Annotated in this window: 27 protein-coding genes; 15 read left to right on the top strand and 12 right to left on the bottom strand. The window is 60.8% G+C overall.

Features of this window, described 5'->3' with window-relative positions; all coding sequences use genetic code 11:
• Positions 1-85: 85 nt before the first annotated feature.
• From EDE09_RS28150 to EDE09_RS12225, 3 genes are all read left to right on the top strand, one after another.
• Positions 86-298: a hypothetical protein gene (locus EDE09_RS28150; protein WP_134101284.1), complete on the top strand. Its 213-nt coding sequence runs from the start codon at positions 86-88 to the stop codon at positions 296-298.
• A 124-nt stretch (positions 299-422) separates the two neighbouring features.
• On the top strand, positions 423-1,127 hold the full coding sequence (locus EDE09_RS12230; RefSeq protein ID WP_207914836.1) for a hypothetical protein: 705 nt from the start codon (positions 423-425) through the stop codon (positions 1,125-1,127).
• Positions 1,124-1,585 carry a hypothetical protein gene (locus EDE09_RS12225; protein WP_132410665.1) on the top strand — a complete coding sequence of 154 codons (462 nt, stop codon included), beginning with the start codon at positions 1,124-1,126 and terminating at the stop codon, positions 1,583-1,585. The genes EDE09_RS12230 and EDE09_RS12225 overlap by 4 nt, the downstream gene beginning before the upstream one ends.
• Before the next feature lie 18 nt (positions 1,586-1,603).
• Here the strand turns inward: EDE09_RS12225 and EDE09_RS12220 are convergent, their stop codons facing one another.
• Positions 1,604-3,028 carry an MFS transporter gene (locus EDE09_RS12220; RefSeq protein WP_132410663.1) on the bottom strand — a complete coding sequence of 475 codons (1,425 nt, stop codon included), beginning with the start codon at positions 3,026-3,028 and terminating at the stop codon, positions 1,604-1,606.
• Between the two features lie 169 nt (positions 3,029-3,197).
• Between EDE09_RS12220 and EDE09_RS12215 the strand changes: the two genes are divergently transcribed.
• Positions 3,198-3,827, top strand: coding sequence for an outer membrane protein (locus EDE09_RS12215; protein WP_132410661.1), 630 nt, complete (start codon positions 3,198-3,200; stop codon positions 3,825-3,827).
• Between the two features lie 88 nt (positions 3,828-3,915).
• Here the strand turns inward: EDE09_RS12215 and EDE09_RS12210 are convergent, their stop codons facing one another.
• The gene (locus tag EDE09_RS12210; protein WP_132410659.1) at positions 3,916-4,338 is read right to left on the bottom strand and encodes a YciI family protein; all 423 of its coding nucleotides are present in this window, start codon (positions 4,336-4,338) and stop codon (positions 3,916-3,918) included.
• A 161-nt stretch (positions 4,339-4,499) separates the two neighbouring features.
• Here EDE09_RS12210 and EDE09_RS12205 point away from each other — a divergent pair, with 161 nt between their 5' ends.
• Complete coding sequence (locus tag EDE09_RS12205) at positions 4,500-5,459, top strand: pyridoxal-phosphate dependent enzyme (protein WP_132410657.1); 960 nt, start codon at positions 4,500-4,502, stop codon at positions 5,457-5,459.
• Positions 5,460-5,681: 222 nt separating this feature from the next.
• Positions 5,682-5,972 (top strand): hypothetical protein, encoded by a 291-nt coding sequence (locus EDE09_RS12200; protein WP_132410655.1) that lies wholly within the window; start codon positions 5,682-5,684, stop codon positions 5,970-5,972.
• A 12-nt stretch (positions 5,973-5,984) separates the two neighbouring features.
• Here EDE09_RS12200 and EDE09_RS12195 read toward each other — a convergent pair whose 3' ends face one another.
• Genes EDE09_RS12195 through EDE09_RS12185 form a run of 3 tightly spaced genes read right to left on the bottom strand, consistent with a single transcriptional unit; the run spans position 5,985 to position 9,072 of the window.
• Positions 5,985-6,185, bottom strand: coding sequence for a heavy-metal-associated domain-containing protein (locus EDE09_RS12195; RefSeq protein ID WP_112802802.1), 201 nt, complete (start codon positions 6,183-6,185; stop codon positions 5,985-5,987).
• Positions 6,186-6,241: 56 nt separating this feature from the next.
• Positions 6,242-6,673 (bottom strand): Cu(I)-responsive transcriptional regulator, encoded by a 432-nt coding sequence (gene cueR / locus EDE09_RS12190; RefSeq protein WP_132410653.1) that lies wholly within the window; start codon positions 6,671-6,673, stop codon positions 6,242-6,244.
• Positions 6,670-9,072 carry a heavy metal translocating P-type ATPase gene (locus EDE09_RS12185; protein ID WP_132410651.1) on the bottom strand — a complete coding sequence of 801 codons (2,403 nt, stop codon included), beginning with the start codon at positions 9,070-9,072 and terminating at the stop codon, positions 6,670-6,672. The genes cueR and EDE09_RS12185 overlap by 4 nt, the downstream gene beginning before the upstream one ends.
• A gap of 145 nt (positions 9,073-9,217) precedes the next feature.
• Between EDE09_RS12185 and EDE09_RS12180 the strand changes: the two genes are divergently transcribed.
• Positions 9,218-9,922, top strand: coding sequence for a DUF6064 family protein (locus tag EDE09_RS12180; RefSeq protein WP_245505127.1), 705 nt, complete (start codon positions 9,218-9,220; stop codon positions 9,920-9,922).
• 21 nt (positions 9,923-9,943) lie between these two features.
• On the opposite strand, the gene EDE09_RS12175 is transcribed toward EDE09_RS12180, so the two are convergent.
• Positions 9,944-11,059, bottom strand: coding sequence for a helix-turn-helix transcriptional regulator (locus EDE09_RS12175; protein ID WP_132410649.1), 1,116 nt, complete (start codon positions 11,057-11,059; stop codon positions 9,944-9,946).
• 98 nt (positions 11,060-11,157) lie between these two features.
• The gene (locus EDE09_RS12170) at positions 11,158-11,616 is read right to left on the bottom strand and encodes a YcgN family cysteine cluster protein (RefSeq protein WP_112802794.1); all 459 of its coding nucleotides are present in this window, start codon (positions 11,614-11,616) and stop codon (positions 11,158-11,160) included.
• 190 nt (positions 11,617-11,806) lie between these two features.
• On the opposite strand from EDE09_RS12170, the gene EDE09_RS12165 reads away from it, so the two are divergent.
• The 3 genes from EDE09_RS12165 (at position 11,807) to EDE09_RS12155 (ending at position 15,322) form a co-directional block, all read left to right on the top strand.
• Positions 11,807-14,047 (top strand): transglycosylase domain-containing protein, encoded by a 2,241-nt coding sequence (locus tag EDE09_RS12165; protein WP_132410647.1) that lies wholly within the window; start codon positions 11,807-11,809, stop codon positions 14,045-14,047.
• Positions 14,048-14,139: 92 nt separating this feature from the next.
• A complete protein-coding gene (locus EDE09_RS12160) occupies positions 14,140-14,727 on the top strand; it encodes a DUF1214 domain-containing protein (RefSeq protein ID WP_132410645.1) in 588 nt (195 codons plus the stop codon).
• Positions 14,720-15,322, top strand: coding sequence for a DUF1254 domain-containing protein (locus tag EDE09_RS12155; protein WP_132410643.1), 603 nt, complete (start codon positions 14,720-14,722; stop codon positions 15,320-15,322). The genes EDE09_RS12160 and EDE09_RS12155 overlap by 8 nt, the downstream gene beginning before the upstream one ends.
• Positions 15,323-15,343: 21 nt before the next feature.
• Here the strand turns inward: EDE09_RS12155 and EDE09_RS28145 are convergent, their stop codons facing one another.
• Positions 15,344-15,520, bottom strand: a complete 177-nt coding sequence (locus EDE09_RS28145) for a hypothetical protein (RefSeq protein ID WP_165924163.1) — start codon at positions 15,518-15,520, stop codon at positions 15,344-15,346.
• A gap of 631 nt (positions 15,521-16,151) precedes the next feature.
• Between EDE09_RS28145 and EDE09_RS12150 the strand changes: the two genes are divergently transcribed.
• A complete protein-coding gene (locus EDE09_RS12150) occupies positions 16,152-17,186 on the top strand; it encodes a DUF2336 domain-containing protein (protein ID WP_132410641.1) in 1,035 nt (344 codons plus the stop codon).
• A 7-nt stretch (positions 17,187-17,193) separates the two neighbouring features.
• Here the strand turns inward: EDE09_RS12150 and EDE09_RS12145 are convergent, their stop codons facing one another.
• Positions 17,194-17,535: a DUF1491 family protein gene (locus tag EDE09_RS12145; RefSeq protein ID WP_132410639.1), complete on the bottom strand. Its 342-nt coding sequence runs from the start codon at positions 17,533-17,535 to the stop codon at positions 17,194-17,196.
• 117 nt (positions 17,536-17,652) lie between these two features.
• Here EDE09_RS12145 and EDE09_RS12140 point away from each other — a divergent pair, with 117 nt between their 5' ends.
• The 3 genes from EDE09_RS12140 to EDE09_RS12130 all read left to right on the top strand — a co-directional run bounded on the left by EDE09_RS12140 (position 17,653) and on the right by EDE09_RS12130 (position 19,011).
• On the top strand, positions 17,653-17,988 hold the full coding sequence (locus EDE09_RS12140) for a GIY-YIG nuclease family protein (protein ID WP_132410637.1): 336 nt from the start codon (positions 17,653-17,655) through the stop codon (positions 17,986-17,988).
• A gap of 109 nt (positions 17,989-18,097) precedes the next feature.
• Complete coding sequence (locus EDE09_RS12135; protein WP_105371678.1) at positions 18,098-18,265, top strand: Thivi_2564 family membrane protein; 168 nt, start codon at positions 18,098-18,100, stop codon at positions 18,263-18,265.
• Positions 18,266-18,762: 497 nt separating this feature from the next.
• Positions 18,763-19,011: a hypothetical protein gene (locus EDE09_RS12130; protein ID WP_105371679.1), complete on the top strand. Its 249-nt coding sequence runs from the start codon at positions 18,763-18,765 to the stop codon at positions 19,009-19,011.
• A gap of 177 nt (positions 19,012-19,188) precedes the next feature.
• On the opposite strand, the gene EDE09_RS12125 is transcribed toward EDE09_RS12130, so the two are convergent.
• Both EDE09_RS12125 and EDE09_RS12120 read right to left on the bottom strand, forming a co-directional pair.
• Positions 19,189-19,425 (bottom strand): hypothetical protein, encoded by a 237-nt coding sequence (locus EDE09_RS12125; protein WP_105371680.1) that lies wholly within the window; start codon positions 19,423-19,425, stop codon positions 19,189-19,191.
• Between the two features lie 165 nt (positions 19,426-19,590).
• Positions 19,591-20,406, bottom strand: a complete 816-nt coding sequence (locus EDE09_RS12120) for an oxidoreductase (RefSeq protein ID WP_132410635.1) — start codon at positions 20,404-20,406, stop codon at positions 19,591-19,593.
• A gap of 89 nt (positions 20,407-20,495) precedes the next feature.
• Between EDE09_RS12120 and EDE09_RS12115 the strand changes: the two genes are divergently transcribed.
• The gene (locus EDE09_RS12115; RefSeq protein ID WP_112802780.1) at positions 20,496-20,927 is read left to right on the top strand and encodes a helix-turn-helix domain-containing protein; all 432 of its coding nucleotides are present in this window, start codon (positions 20,496-20,498) and stop codon (positions 20,925-20,927) included.
• A gap of 48 nt (positions 20,928-20,975) precedes the next feature.
• Here the strand turns inward: EDE09_RS12115 and EDE09_RS12110 are convergent, their stop codons facing one another.
• Entirely contained in the window at positions 20,976-21,476 is a 501-nt protein-coding gene (locus tag EDE09_RS12110; protein WP_132410633.1) for a DUF2243 domain-containing protein, read from the bottom strand.
• Between the last annotated feature and the right edge of the window lie 20 nt (positions 21,477-21,496).

Here is a 21,496-nt window from a genome sequence, read left to right as displayed (position 1 = left end):
TTATAATTCACTAAAACCTATGTAATAATTGATTTACATCGGGTGGATCCCGGGTAAAGGCGTTGTCGCGTTGGAGGGGATGAGTATGAGAAAAGTTCTGTTTGCGTTGACCGCCACGGCAGTCCTCGCGCTGAACGGGGGCGCCGCCCTCGCCATGGGGGGTATTGGATACGGCGGCGGTCATGGCGGCGGTGGCGGAGGGGGTCCCCGGGGCGCGCCGTTTCCGATTGCGGCACTTGGCCTGCCGCTCGCAGCCGGCCTTTTTGCCTATGTCATACTCAAGCGTAGCAAGAACTGATCCATCCGCTGCATCTTTACTTTCCAGGGCTACCCTTCTCCTTGAAAGAGAGCGCCTAGGTCCCCTCTATTCGAACCTTGTACTGTGCGCCTTCGGCAACGCTGTTTTCGAAGATATCCGCAAGGTGTTCGTTGAAGACGGCATCGTGTCCGCACTGCTCACGGGCGGAGGCGTTCACCCGGTACTCTTGTTTTCGGTGCTGTGGGTCGCCTGGGCGCTTTGGAAGATGCCTCTCGAAAGCCGTCTGCCGCTCTGGGCGGAAAGGTTGGTCATTGGCCTGGTCGCCCTTCTTCTCTATCTGCCGCTGACCTGGTTTTCCTGGGTCGCGCTGACCATCCTCGGCGGACGGGTGCTTCTCTCCGACCGCAAGCTCGGCACCCTTTCGATCTATCTGACCGTGCCCAAGTTCTGGGGCCTCATCCTCGTCATGGCGATCGGCACGCCGGTCCTGACCATCGATGCCTATGTCACGGCACTCGCCGCGGGATACGAGAGCAGCGCCAATTTCGTCGTTCCGACGGACGGCAACGATCCGGTACTCATCCTGTGGGCCTGTTCCTCGTTCCACGGCATTTCCTACATGCTTCTGGCATGGTTGGCGTTTTCGGTGGTGAACAAGGTCAGCCCGCTTCGGGGTCTCAACTGGCTGGCGGCGGGCATTGCCGGCGTCGTGCTCATCAACTGGATGCGGCTGTTCGCAATGATCCGCTTCATGGACCTTTACGAGCCTTTGCATGACGGCGTCGCCGGAGAAGTGGTCGGCCTGCTCACCACCTTCTGGATAATCGGCCTCGCATCGATGGGTCGGAAATCTGCGGTGCGCGCATGATCCGCATGTTTATCGTTGCCGTCCTGCTTCTGGCCCTTCCGCTCGTCCTCAAGGAAAAGGCCGGAGGTCTGCGCGATCTTGCCTCAACACGATGGCGCGAAGGCGTCGCAAACGAGGAAGTGCTGACTGCCATTCAGACGTCAGGCATGTCGGTCAAGGTCGGTCCGAACGGATCGGAAGGAACGGCGCAAGCGGCCGGTTGCGAGCTGCTGTTTCAGCCTGCCGATCCGCGCGGACAAAACCTCGGTTATCTCATCGAGCTTTCCAAGGAATTTAACCGCCTGTCATTCCTCTACAAGGGGAGGCTCCACGACGAGTTTCCCTATCTGAACGCGCTCACCCGGCATATCCTGTTCATTCTCCTGAATGCCGTCGGCATCGATAATGACTACCGGCCGGTCATCGGAGTTTTTGAGAAGGGCGCCTGCGGCAACCTCGACCCGTTGCGCCAAATCTGAAACCCGGGTTTCCGGGCGTCAGTTGCCTTTCAGCCTGACGCCGAAGCCGAACAGGAAGGTCAGCAGCGCGCCTGCAGCCGCCGTGCCGTAAAGCCAGATGGCCGGCCCGCCTGCCTCCCCGCCGTCGAGCCGGGATACCAGGCCCGTGGCGGTCGCGATCATTCCGGCAAGACCTGCGCCGATCGCGTAACCGGCAGTCGAAATCGTCGGCAGCAGCGCGCTCGCCAGATCCCGCTCCGCAGTCTCGGCCGCCTCCATGGCGGCCTGGTTGATGCTGGCCCAGGCCAGGCCGAAACCTGTGCCAATCGCGATCTGGCCGAAAAGCAGGAGCCCCAGGGAACCGTACGCAAACGATGTGGCGAGCGCCAGGAAGCCGAGGAGCTGGAACAGGGCACCGCCGCGCATCCAGGCATGCCGCGCTCCCAGCGCCACGATGCGGCTGGCAGCAACTGCGACCACGCTCCAGGTGAGTGCCATGCTGACGACGAGGTATCCGACCACCGCCGGCCGGAACCCGAAGACCGCGTCGATCATCACAGCCATGTAGACGCTACCGACCGAATGGCTGGTCGACATCAGAAACAGCACCCAGAAGCCGTTTCCGAGTACCGAGCCCAGCCGGAAGGCTCCGGCCGGAAAAAGCCTCGCACCGATCTTTCCGTCGAGCTTCAGGGCCGGCAGAAAAAGCCCCGCCCCGGCGGCGATCGCCACAGCCTGCATGGCGCCGTCGGTGGCGACGGAGGAGAGCGACAGGACGAAGGAAGCGGCAAGGCACAGCCCGATCGTGGCGAAGGAAAGCGGCATGGGCGCCGCCTCCGTCACACGGGGCCTTGCAACCAGCGTCAGGACTGGCAGAAGCAGAACGAAGGGCGCGACGGCGAGGAACGCCGCCCGCCAGGAATAGGCCTCGGTCAACAGCCCCCCTGCGAGCGGCCCGGCAATCGCCGCCACCGCCCAGACGATCGCTTCGACGGCGAAGACCTTGGCGATGAGGGCGGAGGGAAAGTTCGCGGGGATGAGGCTGTAGCAGATCGCCACCACCAGCCCGTCGGCGACACCCTGCAGGAGACGCCCCGCCATGATCCAGGAAAAGGCGGGTGCGGCAAGCGCAAACAGTCCGCCGACGGCAAAGAGGAGGGCAGAGATCATCAGGCTCGCCTTCACGCCGATTCGGTCCCGGAATGCCGCCGCTCCGGTGCCGCCGGCAATCGAACCCAGGAAATACAGCGTATAGGCCCAGCTGAAATAATCCGTGCCGCCGATCTCTCGCGCCGCCGGCGGCAAAGCCGCAACGATTGCGAACTGGTTGAAGGCATGAAGCCCGATCCCGGAGGAAATCAGTGCCAGCATGGCACCGTCACGGCCCCGCAAAAGCCTCGACCAACTCGTATCCATATCCTGCAGCACACCCGTCTCCATGTCCGTTATTACGATGCGCGGCACGCTACGACCTCAAGCGCAGTTGAGGTCAAGGCGGCAGGCGAAAATAAAAACAGCGCAATTTCAGAGACTTAAAATGTATCGTCAGTTTCGGCCTTTTGTTGTATTTTAGCTACAGCTTTGCAAGCAAGTCGCACTACATCAATATCATCATCAACCGGAGGGAATATCCATGAAGGCTATTTTCATTCTCGCCACGACGGCCGCCATGACCGCCTCTTCCGTTGTCTATGCCGCGGATGCGGTCGAAGCGGTTCCCGCCGCACCGGAAGCGGTGGAAATGCCGGCTGCGTTCACCTGGTCCGGCCCCTATATCGGTCTTCATACCGGGTATGGCTGGGGAGACGGCGATGCGATCGTCGGTGGCTCCGACAGCTTCGACGGCTGGAGGTTCGGCGGTTTTGTCGGCTACAACTGGCAGTTTTCGAGCGGTTTCGTCGCGGGTCTCGAAGGCGACGTGAACTATGACTGGAATGAGAACAGCTATGCGGGCGGCGTCGACATCGGCACCGGCTTCTCCGGTTCAGTGCGCGGCCGCGTGGGTTATGCCATGGATCGGGCGCTCATCTTCGCGGCCGGCGGCTGGACCGCCACCAATGCCAGCATCGATGGCGGCGGGTTCGATGATGACGACACTCTGCACGGCTGGACGATCGGCGGCGGTATCGACTACGCCTTCACCGACAACGTCTTCGGCCGTATCGAATACCGCTACAACGACTTTGGGGAAGGCGATCTCGCAGGCTCCGACTTCAATTTCAACCAACACATCATCAATGTCGGCATCGGCGTGAAATTCTAATCGCACCACGTTGCGACCAAAGCCGCCGGAACACGCTTCCGGCGGTCAAGGGACGTGGTTTTCTTCAACACCATCGCCCTCAGGACGCTCAGCGCTTCGCCATCTGCTCGCGCAGGCGCTCGTGCTGGTCCACGATTTCCGACGTCAGGACATCGGCAAAATCCTCCATCTCGTAGAGAGGCCGGATCTCGATCTCGCTCGGGCCCGGCATCGGATTGGGGCAACGCTTGACCCAGGCGACGGCCTCGTCCATGTCCTTCACCTGCCAGAGCCAGTAACCGGCCACCAGTTCCTTCGTCTCCGTAAACGGGCCGTCGATCACCAGCCGATCGGCACCGTCGAAGGCAACGCGCTTGCCCTGGGACGAGGGTTTCAGGCCATCGCCGGCCAGCATGATCCCGGCTTTCACCAGTTCCTCGTTGAACTTGCCCATCGCTTCGAAAAGCTCAACGGTCGGCATCACACCGACTTCGCTATCCTTGGTCGCCTTGACCATCACCATGACACGCATCTTGCTCTCCTCTTGCCAACCGGCCACCTCGGCCGTCTTGCGAAAGACGGATGAAACCGGCCCAAACCGACAAACGACACCAAATTAAACTCAGCAAAGGGTCAGATGAAGGCTCGGGGCGTCACCTTGTGACCGCATATTGCGCGTGCCATCATAAATTCATGACAAGACTCAGCATCGACCGGATTGAAACCGCCGTTCACAAGATCGACAGCGTCTTTCAGAACACGCCCCAGTATTTTTGCCCCCATCTCAGCAGGGTTTTGGGATGCCGCGTCGTATTGAAGGTAGAGACGTTGAACCCCGTCCGGTGTTTCAAGGGACGCGGAACAGAAACGGTGCTGGCCAATCTCGAAGCCGCCGGCGGTCAAAAGGCGGTGGTCTGCGCAAGTGCTGGAAATCTTGGCCAGGCACTCGCCTATAGCGGAAGGAATAGAGGTTTCGGCGTTACCGTCACAGCCTCATCCGCTGCCAATCCCTTGAAGATCGAACGCATGAAAGCATTGGGCGCGGCGGTCGTTCTGGTAGAAGGCCAGATCGAAGAAGCACTTGAAGCTGCGCTTACGCATTCCCGAGAAACAGGCGCATTCCTGGTCGAAGACAGCAAAAACATCGATACCTGCGAAGGAGCAGGGACAATCGGTCTGGAACTCGCCAAACTGCCGTTCCCGCTGGATTCCGTCCTGATTTCGCTTGGCGCCGGGGCGATGGCGACAGGTATTGGTTTTGCGCTCAAAAACCGTTGCCCGGACACGACGGTTTTGTCCGTTCAGCCTCAAAATGCGCCCGCGTTGACCCGATCCTATCTTGCCGGCGCGGTCATCGATTCCGGGCCGCCCCACACGATCGCCGACGGCGTGGCCGGACGATACGTCATCCCCGATGTTTTGACGGATATGCTGGAAGTCGTGGACGATGCGCTTCTGGTCGAGGAAGACAGTATCGTCGAGGGCATGAGGCTCCTCTACAGTCACTCCGGCCTGATCGTCGAACCTGCCGCTGCTTTGGGTATTGCCAGCATTCTCGAAAACCCGGGCCATTTTCGCGGGCAAACCGTCGCGACAGTCCTGTGTGGAAGCAACGTCGCGCCACGGGATTTCGAAAATTGGGTGAATCATTGAAGCCATGAGCAGCCGGCTCGGTGGCCGCCCTTTGCTTTACTGAAAGAATCGCCAAATCTACTTTATTCACGAGATCTAAACTTGGCTCCGCAATGAGATCGGATGTATTTATCCACAGAATGGTCTGAAATCGACAATGCAAGCCCCTATATGGGGGATGGATTTTCTCCCCGCGCTCCCGTTTATTGCGCAGATCGAATTGAGGTAACGAGGCACCGCGACGTGAGCGCCATAACCGATCTGGTAACCGAACTCGTGCGATCGGCAAATGAGCTGGTGCGGCTTTCCGACGTGGGAAAGCGGCAGTTGTTAATCCGCGCCAGCGAGAAGATCTTTGACCTGGAGGAAGGCGCCTGCTTTGCGGGCACCCACAAGGAGATCGTCGATCTCCAGTCCATTTCCCTGACGCTCGGGATAGGCAAGATCACCAACGACCAGCTTCAGGCCAATCTGCTCGACGCCGCCGGCGCACTGAGAATGCTGCATATCGCGATCGACGGCCGGCGGGCATGAGTTCAGGTGCGATCAGGCAGCCACCCGTTCCGGGCTGTAGCCTGCCTCTCGAATGGCTTCCTCGGCCTTTTTCGCATCGCCTTCGACCGTGACCTTTTTGGATGAGAGGTCGACCGTCACGGCGGCACCCGGCAACGCTTCGTCCAGCGCTCCGCGCACGGTCTTTTCGCAATGGCCGCAGGTCATGTCCGGTACGGTGAAAACAGCAGTCATTTCAAGATTCTCCTTATCTCACTAGATATCTTCTGCACCTTCCGATGAAGGGAAGGTCAAGCGGGTTGTTTCGCCTTCTTGCGAGGCGTCGGCGCAGGTGCGTCGCCGGCAAGGTCGTCGAGGATCGGGCAGTTCGGCCGCTGATCGCCGCCGCAGCAATGGGCAAGATGCTTCAGCGTCTTCACCATGCTCTGCATCTCGGCAATCCGGCGCTCCAGATCGGCGATATGGGCGGTCGCCACGTCCTTGACGGCCGCGCTCTCCCGGCTCTGGTCCTGCCAGAGTTTCAGAAGCGTCTCAGTCTCTTCGAGCGAAAAACCGAGGTTGCGGGCGCGTTTGATGAAGCGCAGGACATGCACCTCCTCCTCGCCATAGACGCGGTAGTTGTTGCCTGTGCGGCCCATCGGCCGGATCAGCCCGATCTCCTCGTAATAGCGGATCATCTTGGCCGAAACGCCGGATGCTTCGGAAGCCTGGCCGATATTCATTTCTCTTCTCCAATCGTGACGGTCTTCAGCCTGAGCGCGTTGCCGAGCACGAAGACGCTCGACAGCGCCATGGCGCCGGCGGCGATCATCGGCGACAGCAGCCAGCCGAAGGCGGGATACAAAGCCCCTGCCGCAACGGGGATCAGCGCCACGTTGTAGCCAAAGGCCCAGAACAGGTTCTGCTTGATATTGGTCATGGTCGCGCGGCTCATGGCGATCGCCGCAACTGCGCCGGAAAGCTCGCCGCCCACCAGCACCACGTCGGCGCTTTCGATCGCCACATCCGTGCCGGTGCCGATCGCGATGCCGATATCTGCCTCGGCTAGTGCGGGAGCGTCGTTGATGCCGTCGCCGACGAAGGCGAGCTTCCTGCCGCCCGCGCGCATATCGTGGACCGCCTTTACCTTGCCCTCGGGCAAGACTTCGGCCACGACCCTACCGATACCGACCTGACGGGCTATGGCTTCCGCAGTGCGGCGGTTGTCGCCCGTCACCATGGCGACTTCGATACCCATGTCATGCAGAGCCTTGATCGCGTCGCGGCTGGCGGGCTTCAACGGATCGGCAACTGCGATTGCAGCCGCGACCTTGCCGTCGATTGCGGCATATAGCGGCGTCTTGCCCTCGTCTGCGAGGCGCGCTGCAGCTTCGGCAAAGGCTTCGACCGAGAGGCCGAGCTTTTCCATGAAGCGGTCGGCGCCGACCGCCACTCGGCGGCCGTCCACGTCGGCTTCGATGCCGTAACCCGTGACGGAGTTGAAGTTTTCCGCCTTCGGCACGGCAATCCCCTTCGCTTCCGCCGCCTTGACGAAGGCGTCGGCAATCGGATGTTCCGATTGCGCCTCGACGCCGGCGACGAGCTTCAGGACGTCGTCCTCGGCAAAACCTTCTGCGGCGACGAGGTCGGTCAGTTCGGGCCGGCCCTTGGTGACCGTGCCGGTCTTGTCGAGCACCACGAGATCGACATTGCGCAATTCCTGCAGCGCCTCGCCCTTGCGGAACAGCACGCCGAGCTCCGCCGCGCGCCCGCCGCCCACCACGATCGAGGTCGGCACGGCAAGCCCCATTGCACATGGGCAGGCAATAATCAGCACGGCGACCGCATTGACGAGCGCGTGGGTAAGCGCCGGGCTGGGGCCGTAGAAGAACCAGACGGCGAAGGTCAGCGCCGCCAGCACGATCACCGCCGGCACGAACCATGCGGTCACCCGGTCGACCAGGGTCTGGATCGGCAGTTTCGACCCCTGCGCCTGCTCGACCATGCGGATGATCTGCGCAAGCATGGTATCGCGGCCCACCTTGTCGGCACGGAAGCGGAAGGAGCCGGTCTTGTTGATCGTACCGCCGACGACGCTTGCTCCTGCCGCCTTTTCGACCGGCAGCGGCTCGCCTGAAATCATCGATTCGTCGACATTCGACTGTCCGTCGATCACCGTGCCGTCGACGGGCAGGCGTTCGCCGGGGCGGATCACCACGATGTCGCCCGCAACCACCTGGTCTGCCGGAATATCCATCGTCTGGCCGTCACGCTCGACGCGGGCAGTCTTGGCCTGGAGGCCGGCGAGTTTCTGGATCGCCTCGCCGGTACGTCCGCTGGCGCGCGCCTCCAGCAGCCTGCCGAAGAGGATCAGCGTGACGATGACCGTCGCCGCCTCGAAATAGACGTAGCGGGCGCTTTCCGGCAAAAGATCGGGAGCAAAGGTGGCAACCAGCGAATAGCCATAGGCTGCCAGCACGCCGACGGCCACCAGCGAGTTCATCTCCGGCGCGCCGCGCAACAGCGCCGGCAGGCCGAGCCTGAGAAAACGGAAGCCCGGACCGAAGATCACCGCCGTCGCAGCCAGGAAATAGAGGTAATAAAGGTTCTGCGTGTCGATGACGCCCATCAGCCAGTGATGGAACGGGTCGTAGAAATGGCTGCCCATTTCGAGCACGAAAAGCGGCAGGGTCAGCACGAAGGCGATCGCCAGATCGCGCTTCAGTACGCCCTCCTCACCCTGATGCATATGCATGTGGTCATGCCCGCCGGCGGAGGCGGAATGATCGTGGCTTTCCATATGCCCCGCATGCTCTGCCTGGGCATGATGATGGTCATGTCCGGCATGTTTCGCCGCCAGCGCCGCAGGCAGCATGCCGGCATCGCGCATGGCATGATCCATGGCGCCGGGCGGAATCTCGTAGCCCACCTTGCGGATCGCCTTTTCGAGATCGTCCGGTGAAAATCCTTCAGACGATTGCACCGTCAGTTTCTTGGTGGCGAAATTGACAGCGCTGCTGTCGACGCCCCGCACCTTGGCGGCTGCGTTTTCAACGCGGCGCACGCAGGAGGCGCAGGTCATGCCGTCCACGGGTATGGTGAAAGGCTCGGCGGGATGGATGTGGTTTGCGATCTGGTTCATGGGCGGAATCTCCCTTTCTTCGCGGGATGTCTCACTGTCCCGCCCTATGTGGAGCTTCCCATCATGGGAAGGTCAAGGGGCAATAAGATTTTCCGTTCGCCGGTCTTTTAGCTCCACTTTGACCTGCGTTGGTTGCTGTCGATCAATGCAGATTGAGGGAGATGTGGATTATTGGAAGTCTGGAGGTGCGAACATGCTGCCATTTTCCCGCGAGCAATTCATGTCCGTGTTCGTTATCTACAATCAGGCCATATGGCCGGCGCAGATCGTTGCCGAGGTTTTGGGGCTGGCAATCATCTATGCGATCTGGCGGCAGATAAGATGGAGCGGCAATTTCGCCAATCTGGGCCTAGCCGTAATGTGGCTCTGGACGGGGTTATCCTATCACTTCGCTTTTTTCAGCGGCATCAACAGCGCTGCGTTCATTTTCGCCGCCTTCTTCGTCCTCCAGGGCCTGCTGTTCCTGTTGGCTGCCGCCCTCAATAATCCGCAATTCGGGAAGGTGCCGCCGATCAGGGCCTATGCCGGCGGCCTTCTGATTTTCTACGCGATTTTACTTTACCCCTTGATCGGAGTTCTCCTCGGGCATTCGCTGGTCGAGTTGCCGAGTTTTGGCGTTACCCCGTGTCCCCTCACGATTTTCTCGTTTGGGGTCCTCTTGTTGGCGAAGCAAAGGGTGCCGATTTGGCTTTTGGCCATTCCCCTATTGTGGTCGGTCGTCGGAGGAAGCGCTGCGCTCCTGTTGAGTGTTCCTCAAGACTGGATGCTGCTTGCCAGCAGCATAACGTCGCTGATCCTGATGAAAATGACTATCGGAAACAGGGGCGAACCTGCCAAAGGTGCGTCCTGACCCAAAGCCGCCATTAGGCTCCTATGCCGTATCCCCGCTGCCATTGATCGAACCCGGAGCGGAGAGCCCCGACAGCAGAAGCACCAGTTCCGCCTGCCTGGTCGTGCCGGTCTTCTGCATGATCCGCTTCAGATGCGAGCGGGCGGTTTCGAGCGAAATGCCGAGCGAAGCGGCGATCGTCTCCGTTGTCTGCCCCAGCGCGATGCCTCGCGCCACCCGGGCTTCTGCCGGCGTCAGGTCGAAAAGACCGGAAAGGACCCGCATGTCCGGCGCGCCGACCTTGCCCACCTCCGTCACGGCGAGCACCGCCATGGAGCGGGAGAAGATGTCGCGGGCCGCCCGGCGCACCGGAAGGAGATGCAGGATGAGCGCCGGCGCGCCGTTGCGTGGCACCATCGGAAGGGACTGCACAGTGGGAACAGCCCGGGCGCGGTAACGCTCCAGGGCTTCGTTAAACAGGGCGCTCGCCCCGCCGCTCTCGAATACAAGACGGTTACCAGCGCCGGTGCGGATGCGCGGGCTCAAACTTTCCATTTCGGGATTCATGGCGATCGCCTGCCCGCTATCGCCTATCACGGCCGCGGGCAGCCCGAGCATGGAGAGCGCCTCGGTCATCGAGCGCGCTTCGTTGAAAGCAAGCCGGGACGACATGTAGGCTGCCCGGGCCAGGTCCGGCTTCAGCGCGTTCAACCGTGCCAATTGCTCATCGGAAAAGTGCCCGCGCCCCTTGGCTTGCATCAGGATGATTGCGATCATATGCCCGGTCGGCTCCTGGAAGACGCAACCTGCTTCCCATTCCATTCCATGAGGGTGCAGGAAAGCGGGACGAATGGGGTCCTGCTCGTATTCCTCCTTCGTCAGGATATCGATGTCCCTGCCGAAGGCGAAGGGCGATCGCTCCAGCGCCCGTTGCGCCCGGATATTGGTCAGCCGAAGTTTGCTGTTGGCGAATTGGCGAAAGGCTTCGGCAATATTCCTGCTGGTGACGTAGCGGTGGGTTCCATGACCGTCGACTGTGAAGATGGACGCGGTGGAGGATCCGATTTCCGCAGCGAGCCGCTCGCAGGTGTCAGTCCAAAGCTCGGGAACGAGAGCCGCCTCATAAAGGTGGTCTGCGAGCGTGCCGTCTGTCGTCATGGAAATGCCGATCTATTACCCTTGCCCCACGCAACAAGTATTATCTGTTGCTAAACAAGAAACATATACGTCATTTGCATGTACGAAATTGCCTTAAGTCAATTCTGACCTACCGTCAGAGGCCAATCAACAAGATAGTCTTCGAAATCGTCGACATCGACTTCTTCCTCGCTCACCGTGCGGCCGCGAGCGGAAATGCCCGCCTGATGCACGGTTTCGGGATCTCCAGAGACGAGCGGATGCCACCAGTAGAGGTCCTCTCCATCCCGCACCAGCCGATAGCCACAGGTCGGCGGCAGCCAGGAAATATCATTGACCGTCTCCGGCGTGAGCTGAATGCAATCCGGCACCGTCGCCTGGCGGTTGTCGTAATCCTTGCAGCGACAAGTCGTTCCGTCGAGAAGCCGGCAGGCGACGGAAGTGAAGACCACGTCCCCCGTATCCCAATCTTCAAGCTTGTTGAGACAACAGAGCCCGCAGCCGTCGCAGAGGCTTTCCCACTCGTCTTGAGTCAGCTCATCAAGCCGCTTGGTTTTCCAGAAAGGCATGTCCGTCATCGATGAAACATCACTTTTGCGGCAGAACGGAACAAATCGCCGTATCTGCATTTTACCTGTTGCGAATTGGCTATCGCGCATCAACCATTTGTCAGCTATTGCTGAATAACGGTGAGAGGCTCATGCTCTTGATCCCTGCAGGGGACGGCGTCAAGCAAAACTCATCCAGAACAGGCGGGGGAACTCCAAGGTGCAGGAAGAGCCGCAGGACGAACCAAGACCATCCGGCGGTCGGCCGCGCCGGAGGCGCCATATCCTGCTGCGCATCGATTCCTGGATCGACTCCACCGTCTGGAACCTTGGCTTCAAGCTCGGCGAAATCTGGGAAGAGATCACCATCTTCTTCCGCCGGTTTCGCGTGCGCGGCTGGAAGCGCCTCGGCTTCGAGCTTGCCGGCGAGGCCATGACGCTCGGCACGGCCGGTTCGGTGGTCGTGCTTGCACTCGCCCTGCCCGCCTTCGAGGAAACCAAGGAAGATTGGCGAAACCGTGGCGACTTCGCCGTCACCTTCCTCGACCGCTACGGCAATACCATCGGCCATCGCGGTATCATCCATGAAGATTCCGTGCCGATCGACGAACTGCCGGACCATCTGATCAAAGCCGTGCTGGCAACCGAAGACCGGCGTTTCTTCGACCATTTCGGCATCGACTTCCTGGGCCTTGCCCGCGCCATGAGCGAAAACGCCAAGGCCGGCGGCGTCGTCCAGGGCGGCTCGACGATTACCCAGCAGCTTGCAAAGAACCTCTTCCTGACCAACGAGCGCTCGATCGAACGCAAGATCAAGGAAGCCTTCCTGGCGCTATGGCTCGAGGCGAACCTTTCCAAGAAGGAGATCCTCTCCCTTTATCTCGACCGCGCCTATATGGGCGGCGGCACTTTCGGCGCGGCCGCGGCTTCGCAATTTTATTTCGGCAAGAACATTACCGAAGTGAACCTCGCAGAATCCGCCATGCTGGCCGGCCTGTTCAAGGCGCCGGCCAAATATGCCCCACATGTCAACCTGCCGGCGGCACGCTCGCGCGCCAACGAAGTGCTTTCCAACCTGGTTCAGGGCGGGCTTATGACCGAAGGTCAGGTCATTGCCGCCCGCCGCAGCCCGGCGACTGTGGTCGACCGGGCCGACGTCAATGCGCCGGACTATTTCCTCGACTGGGCGTTCGACGAGGTGCAGCGGCTCGCCGCGGCCGGCAAGCTCAAGGAGCATTCCGTCATCGTGCGCAGCACGATCGACACCGGCCTCCAGCAGGCCGCCGAGACCGCGATGGAATCGAGCCTGCGCGAATATGGCGAAAGCTACAAGGCCAAGCAGGGCGCGCTTGTCATGATCGAGAACGGCGGCGCCGTCAGGGCCATGGTGGGCGGGCGCGACTATGGCGCAAGCCAGTTCAATCGTGCAGCAAAGGCGCTTCGCCAGCCGGGCTCCTCCTTCAAGCTCTATACCTATTCCGCGGCCATGGAGCACGGTTTCACACCCGAATCGGTCATTTCGGATGCGCCGATCACCTGGCGCGGGTGGTCTCCGCAGAACTACGCCCGTTCCTACAAGGGCAAGGTGACGCTGCTTTCGGCCATGGCGCAATCGCTGAACACCGTGCCAGTCCGGCTCGCCAAAGACCATCTCGGCACCGATGTGATCGTGCAGACCGCCAAGGCCATGGGCATCGAAACGCCGCTCAGGAGCGACAAGACCGTCCCGCTCGGCACGTCGGAAGTTACCGTTCTCGACCAGGCGACCGCCTATGCCGTGATGCCGGCGGGCGGCATGCAGTCGCGCCGCCACGGCATTGAGCAGGTGCTGAGTTATGGCGGCGAGGTTCTTTATGACTTCAATCGCGACGAACCGCCGGCCCGGCGCGTGCTGTCGGAGAAGGCAATGTCGTCCATGAACCGCATCCTGACACAAATCCCGGTGATCGGCACCGCCAGGCGGGCCGCCCTAGACGGCGGCATTGTCACGGGCGGCAAGACCGGCACCTCGCAGAGCTACCGGGACGCCTGGTTCATCGGCTTCACGGGCAACTACACCACCGCCGTCTGGTTCGGAAACGACGATTTCACCTCGATGGACAACATGACAGGCGGCTCTCTGCCGGCGATGACCTTCAAGACGGTGATGGATTACGCCCATCAGGGCATCGAGCTTAGACCCATCCCAGGCATCGAAAATCCGCTGCCGACCGGCGATCACAAGGGCAAGGAGGTTGCGAAGAAGGAAGGCGAGGCTCCCGGCCTGCCGGCGCTTGTCCGGCCGCGCTCGCTGTCGGCCGAATCGACCCGCATCCTCAAGCAGATCGCCGCCAAGCTGAAGGCCGCCAGCCCCCTCCTTCCCGCCAAGGTGGCCGATGCCGGCATTGTCGGCCCGGCCGGCGACGACGCATCCCGGCCATCCCTCGCAGCCACCACCGCCAGCACCGAATTGAAGCGGTAGTCAGGCAGCGGGGGGCCTCTTTGCCCATTCCCCCCCGGCAGAATCAATGCTAACCCTCTGACACAGCTGTTCCCGAGGACCCAAGCAAACCCGTGTTTCGTGTTCCCATCCTCATCGCGATCGCACTTGCCATCGCCTTCGGCGGCGGGATCTGGTCCACCCTCGTGGCACTCGATGCGACCGTGGGTTTCGGCGCTATCAAGCTCGGGCCCTGGGAGGCCTTTCCGGAGGTGCAGACGGCGGCGGCCGACCCTTACGCGAAATCGCACAGGGCCAATGGCGGCAGGCTGCTTTATGCCAGCGCCGAAGGTCTGGTCTTTACGGCCACCGTCGATGAAACGGGCGCGCGCCTTTCCGGAAACTGCACCTATAAGCTGACGGGCCACACGCCTCAGGCGCGCCTCTGGACGTTGTTTGCCGCGCCCCCGGGAGGCGCACCGCCTTCGGCACAGTCGGATTTGCCGACGGCGCTCAACTCCCGCATCGTATTGCGCGATGAGGCCGGTAGTTTCGATATCGCGCTTGCCGCAACCGCCAGGCCCGGCAACTGGCTCGCCGTGCCCCCAAACGGCCCCTTCCGTCTGACGCTGACGCTTTTCGATACTCCGACCGCGGGCAGTTCTGGCCTTATCGACCTCACCATGCCGCGCATCGAAAAAACCGGGTGCGGCAATGCTTAGATCTGGGCTCGGATTTAGGCCCAGATTTGCCCTTCAGGTCATCTTTGCCATCGTGACCGGCCTTGTCGGGGCGGCGCTGCTGCATCTCATCATCGTGCTGCTGCTGCCGGAATTCAGCGAGCGGGACGCTTATACGCGCATCCTGGCGAAGGGCGAGATTCATCGCTTCTATCGTCTCGGAGAAAAGGCGGACCGGACGGGGCTTGCCAAGGACGACCCGTTTGTAGAGGTGGCCGTCTGCGCTTTCGATGTGGCGGACGGTCCGGTGCGTCTCACCGCGGCCAACAGCGGCGTGCCGTTCTGGTCGCTGGCGATCTACGATCAGTCGTCCAACGAAGTGTTCAGCATCAACGACCGCACATCCGCCGGCGGAGGCCTGGACCTGGTGATCGCCACGCCGGTGCAGCTCACCACGCTGCGAAAATCGCTGCCCCAGGCGATATCACAATCGATCCTGGTCGAAACGCGGCAGGCCGATGGTTATGCCGTGTTGAGAAGTCTCGCACCGCAAAAGAGCTTTGCGGATATAGCGTCGCAGTTCCTGGACAAGGCAACCTGTACGCCGTTCGAATGGCGCACCAGAAGCCGCTTCTGATGGAACCATCTCTTCGAAAGGTCAGTCGGCGCGCACCGCGTGATTTTCCGCCTTGCGGTCCATCCGGTCGTCGAAGCGCTCGTAGCGCACGCCGGTAAAGAACAGGAGCTGACCCGCCTCTTTCGCTTCGCCGATCTTGATCTGCGGCCGGCGGGGGTGCTCGCTGCGCCATCTGTTCAATATTACGATCTCTGCCATGCTCGCCTCCGTTTTCGGAATTCGAGACGGATGAAGACGGATCGATCTCACCCTGCCCTCTGAATGGGGCCGACGCTTCCGGGAACCCCGGACATTCGCGCCTTTCTCGTCAGTGCGCTTCTTGAAAAGCGCAAGGACATTTCGCCATAAACGGCCGGTTCCGCCTGAGCCGGCCGGGAATGGGATGGCCCTCAAGACTTACATGAACGCGAGGGCCACCCGGAACTCGAAGCCCCGGCAACACACGCCGGTTAACCAGAATTTCGCCAGAACGACCTTAACAGTGAGTTAATGCTAAAATAGCACTTACTACCGATGCTTACCTGTTGTCTGCAGCCAAAAACACAGACGCGGCTGCTTTTCGGCTCCGCTTTCGGGACAACCAACCACCAAAAAATGACAGGCGTATCAAAACGACCCGTCTTCACCGACCGTTAACTCTCATAGCGTTACCATCCGGTTAAACCAAGGCGTCCCGCGAAGCAGTTGTCTTCCCATCTGCATGAGCGATGCGGCGCCGCCGGGAGTTCCCCAGGAAAGGTACGATGACAGCATCAGGCAAGCCCAAACGGCCCACCTGAAGGCTTCACGGCACCTCATGAGTTGTATTTGCGTCTATGTGAGTTTGCCTGTGACGAATGAGTTCCGCGACCTCGAAAGGCCCCGTGCCATGCGTAAGAAGGATGTGGTGCTGATGGCCACCGTGACTGTTTTTGAAAGCCTGCCGCATCCGACGCGGTCAGAGCTTCGACAGTTCGCCGAGCTTTTCGCGCCGCTCTTTTCCGCGTCCTCCGAGGAAGCCCGCCGCGAGGCCGTCGCCGCGCTTTCCCAATGCAAGAACGTGCCGCCGGCCGTCGCCTTCTTCATCGCCAGCCAGCCGATTTCGATCGCAGCCCCTTTCCTCACCTCTTCGAGCTGCCTCTCCGACGAGACGCTGATCACCATTGCCCGCACCCAGGGCGAAGCCCATGCACGGGCGATCGTCCGCCGCGAAGCGCTGTCGCCTACCGTCATCGACGCATTGGTGGGGCTGCGCCATAACCGTGCCGCCAGACCCGCCGAGACGCCCGCAACGGAAGCGACCACGGCACCGGTCGTGGAGGACATCGCAACCGCCGAGCGGCTGGTCCGCGAAGAGGGCCTGCGCCAGCGCATCAAGGCGCTTGCCAGCCATATCGACCGTCCGGCTCACGACCGGCTCGGCCTGCGCAGCTTATCGCCGATCCAGGAAGCCCTGCTCGTGCGCTTCGCGCGAGATCGGGAGGCCGGCCTTTTCGCAACCGTTCTCGCCGATTCCCTTTCGGCAAGCCTCTGGCTTTCCGAGCGCATCATGCTGGACATTTCAGGCCAGCAGCTTGCCACCACGCTCAAGGGCCTTGCGATGCGGGGAGAGGACGCGATCTTCATCCTGCAGCGGATCTACGATCATCTCGGCAGCCATGAGGATGGCGTCACGCGCGCTGAAGCGCTGTGGACGATGCTCGATGAGGACGAATGCGGCAGGCGGATCGAAGCCTGGCGCCGGGCCGACAGTTATACCTATGCGGAACCGAAACGGCAGCCGGCCGCGGCCAACGAGATGCAAGAGCACGAGGCCGAACCCCGCATCCTGCGCACCAGCGCCAGCCTCCGGCGCGCGGCGGCCGGCGTCCACCGGGCTCGCTAGCCCAAGATCAGGCCGGCTTCACCACCTCGAAAAGATCGGTAACGTCTTCGGTCTCCAGTTCCACGAGCCAGAGGTCCGGATCGAAACGCAGCTCGCGCGACAAGATCTCGCGGACCGCGTCCGGCTCGGCCTTTTCCGCCCTCACCTCGAATTTGCGCTGCCCGTCGTCCTCGCCGAAGAAGTTCTGCGGTGCCGGGGCATAGAGTGTTTCCGACCCATCGCGAAAGCGATGGCGGATGAAGATGGCGCCCGCTTCCTCCGCGCCTTTCTTCTCGACGGCGGCAAAACCACCGAGCCCGAAGACGCGGCGGATCAGGGCGGAGACGAAGATATGGGATTTCAGACGCATTCCCCCTCTTACGGCGGTTCATCGCCCGACGCAAATGAGGAGGCGTATTTTACCCGGGTATAATATTGCAATAATTTAATCCGGGTGATATTGCGGATCTCAAATGAGGAAACCGATATGACCATTACCGACAGAAAAGCGGCAATCGCCGCCTACAAGAAAAGAAAGGCGCCCGCGGGCATTTATGCGATCCGCTGCCTCGCCACCGACCAGCAATGGGTCGGCCGGGCGGCCGATCTCGACAAGATCAGGAACCGCATCTGGTTCACGCTTCAACACGGCAGCCACGGAACCAAAAGCCTTCAGGCCGCCTGGAACGCTTACTCGGACGCGGACTTCGAGATCAGACGGCTGGAGGAGATCAGCGAGGAACTGACGGGTTATCTGGAAGACCGGACACTGAAGGGCCGCCTTATCCACTGGGCTTTCGAGCTTGGAGCCGAGGCGGTCTGAGGCCTTTCGACGCCTGCACGACCTCGACCGCTCCCCCTTTCCTTTCCTGCGCCGCACCATAGTTAAAGCCTCGTGCCATAAGGCATTGTCTTCAAAAAGGAGTTGGGGCTTGGGTACTTCCGTCCTGATCAGCATTCTGATCACCTTCCTGGTGATCGTTCTGGTTCTCTATCTCATCGCACGCCTGCCGATCGACGGCCGCGCAAAACAGATTGCGCGCATCATCGTCATTTTGATCGGCATCATCTCGCTCCTGAAATATCTCGCGGTATTCTGATCCCGATTGCGGCCGGATCACCTCGACTTCAGAAAAGTCCGGCCGCAATCGCCGTCTCCAGCTGCGCGCGCGGCAGGCGCCACGAGGGTTTTCCACAGCTAATGACCAGAGGAAGCGGGCTCGATCATCCGAGCTAGAAGGGCCGGAAAGCGGTCTTCCGTTTGCGGTCGGCAACGTAGCTCATGCTAATAAATAGAAGCCCATTTCCTCTATCCCGCAGCAATGAAAATAAATTCATGACCGCGGACCATTTGCCGCCCCACAAAGAAATTCATTCCTACACCCTTCTCGCCAGGGCGTGATACGTCACGCAGGATTTACCTCAAACAGCGGCAGAACTGCCGATTTCCAAGGCAAAACATCTTCCTTCGGCGGTTTGCCTACCTCTTTAGGCTGAATTGCACGGGAGGGATGACTCTTCCAACTTGCCTCAGCCAATCGGGCTATCCAGCAGCCGTTCGGCGACACGTGAGGCTCAAGAGGAGGGGCGTAGCGACATGAAATTTTTTCTTCACGTAGACGAGCAGAGGGGTCTCATTCACGATGTGGAAGGGATTGATTTTCCTTCCGTCGAGAAAGCCGTTCTCGAGACCTTCTTCGGCATGCGTGATATCGCTGCGGACTGTCTGAGGAGCGGCGAGGAGCTGACTCTCAAGGCCATCGCGATTGCCGACGAAACCGGCTTTGTCTTCGCGACAATCACCTCCCACGACGTGCTGCAGGGCCTTTTCCCGACGTTCAGCTGAAGTGCATTGATGACGGGTGAGCGGCAGGACTCAATCAGGAATGCTCCGGTATCACTTGGAGTACGTGGTTATCAGAGCTGAGCAATCCGCCGGTCTTGCCCGATATGGTGCTGCACCGCAGTGGAATGCAATCGGCGGCGCGGGGGCAGCTGCGCCGCCGAGTCCGGTGTAAGTCGCCTATCTGTCAGTACTTGCAAATTTCGAGTCCGCCGTGCCACCATTGTCGCTACCGGCGTTGATCCCGTCATGGACACCCTGGTTCTTTTCCTGTCCCCACCCGTTATTTCCCTTGGAGGTGGGTTCCGGCGGCGGCTCGCATTCGCCCTCTCCGCACGCGTAACTCGCAGAGAAGCCCGCGCCGGCGAGCACCATCGCGGCGCTTAGAGCGATAGCCTGCAGTAACTTCGTTGACATCGCGGTATTCCTCCCTTGCTTCGGATGTGAACTGCTTCACCCGTGAGAGAATGGTCCGGTTGCCCCTGCATGTCATGGCAGCAGAATGACGGATCGGTCAAAAGGCGTAGCGCGCTCGGAGGTGGAAGAAAGCAGGCTCGGAGCAGGTTGATACCAAGGCAGCTCTCAGACGGGTAAGTTCATTTGCTTGCGCAGGCTCTGGTCGAAGGCGCTTGACGGAACGAGGCGTCGCAGAAGACGAAGCCGGCGCGCCCGCTTGCCGGCGGGGTAACGGAGTTTCGGCGATGTGGCGGCGGCGGCGGTAACGACGGTGGCGGCGACCGTTTCCGGCGCGTCGCCCGTCTCGATGGCGCTGTTCCAGACCGCATTCATCGATGCACGCGCCTTCTCGTAGATGCCGAGCATCCGATCCGGCTGGGTTGCGTTTTGCTCGAAGGATGTACGGGTGAATGCGGGTTCGACGAGCAGGACGCGGATTCCGTCGGTACGGACTTCGTGATCGAGCGATTCGGAATAGCCTTCGATCGCGTGTTTGGTCGAGGAATAGAGGGCGCTGAACGGGCTTGGAAGGAAGCCGACCACCGAGGACATATTGATGATACGGCCGCCGCCCTGACGCCTCATGACCGGCAGGACTTCATTGGTAACGCGCATTACGCCGAAGACGTTGACTTCGAACAGGGTCTTCGCCTGATCAACCGAGGATTCCTCTGCGCCGCCGATCAGGCCGCTGCCGGCGTTGTTGACGAGCAGGTCTATGCGGCCGGCTTGGCTCACCACGTCCGCCACCATCCGCCGTACGGACTCCTCGTCCGTCACGTCACAGACCAGCATCGTTATCCCGCTTGCTGCGTCCGGCACGGCCTTCCGGCTGGTCCCGAATACCCGATATCCCTCACGCTGCAGCGCTCGCGCCGTCGCCAACCCGATACCGGAGGAAGCGCCCGTGACCAGGGCGACGCCGTGTTTTGTCTTGCTCATCTGTCTCAGCTTTCATTTTTCAGTGGAACATCTATGCAAAGCTAGTTACTATCATTTCGAAAGTAAGTCACTATCAAAAAGATATCGACATGCAAGATCTTTTGGACCAACCATGCCTGATCGCCCGCAGCCTCGCATTGATGGGGGATGCATGGAGCATGCTGATCCTGCGGGACGCCCATGCGGGGCTCACCCGCTTTGACGAGTTCCGCAAAAGCCTCGGCATCGCGCCGACGATCCTGACCCGCCGGCTTTCGGCACTCACCGACGAAGGGTTGCTGAAAAAGCGCCGCTACTCCGAGAGGCCGCCGCGGGATGAGTATGTGCTGACGACGGCCGGGCGCGACTTTCTTCCGGTCCTGTTCGCAATCGGCGCGTGGGGACGAAAGCATCGCGGCGGGGGGCAGGTAACCCGGTTTTTCGACGCCGAGACGGGAACGGAGATCGATCCCGTCACTATCGACCGCTCGACCGGCGCTCCGATCGGCACACGCCCCATTCGCATCGTGACGCCCGAATAGAGCAGAAAGGTCCGGTTTCCGTGACTCGGAGCTTATCAGCTGACCTTCTTATTGCGCCATCGTCTGCTGTGCCCACGGCTCCTTCTTACCGGCACGAAGGAGCAGCCAGCCTATGATGACCATGATCGCGCCCCAGATTAAAAATCCGATATCCCAGTAGATACGGTGGGCCTCAGCCACGGTTTCATTGACGCGATGGAGGCCGAGCAGCTGGTGGTTAATCAATCCCTCGATGAAGTTGAAGGCACCGAAACCAATCAGCATAGTGCCAATAAGGAGCTTGCTGGACCAGTACAGGTGTCGGCGGTGGGCGTGGCGCCAGAGGATGAACAGCCCTGCTGCGACGAAGAGATACGTGCTGCTATGGAATATGCCGTCCCAAAGCGTGTTCAGCTCCAGGTCTTCAATGGTTAAGATCGGATACCGGGAACTGAGCATATGATGCCATTGGAGCACCTGGTGCAGGACGATGCCGTCTAAAAAGCCTCCAAGGCCGACGCCGAACAGGATGCCGGCACTCATGGGGAATGTTCGTTCTTGCGGCTGCATGACCAGTGTGCTCCTGCCCT

Source organism: Neorhizobium sp. S3-V5DH (assembly GCF_004343065.1).
Lineage (GTDB): Bacteria > Pseudomonadota > Alphaproteobacteria > Rhizobiales > Rhizobiaceae > Neorhizobium > Neorhizobium huautlense.
This window is presented reverse-complemented; position numbering and strand designations above follow the sequence as displayed.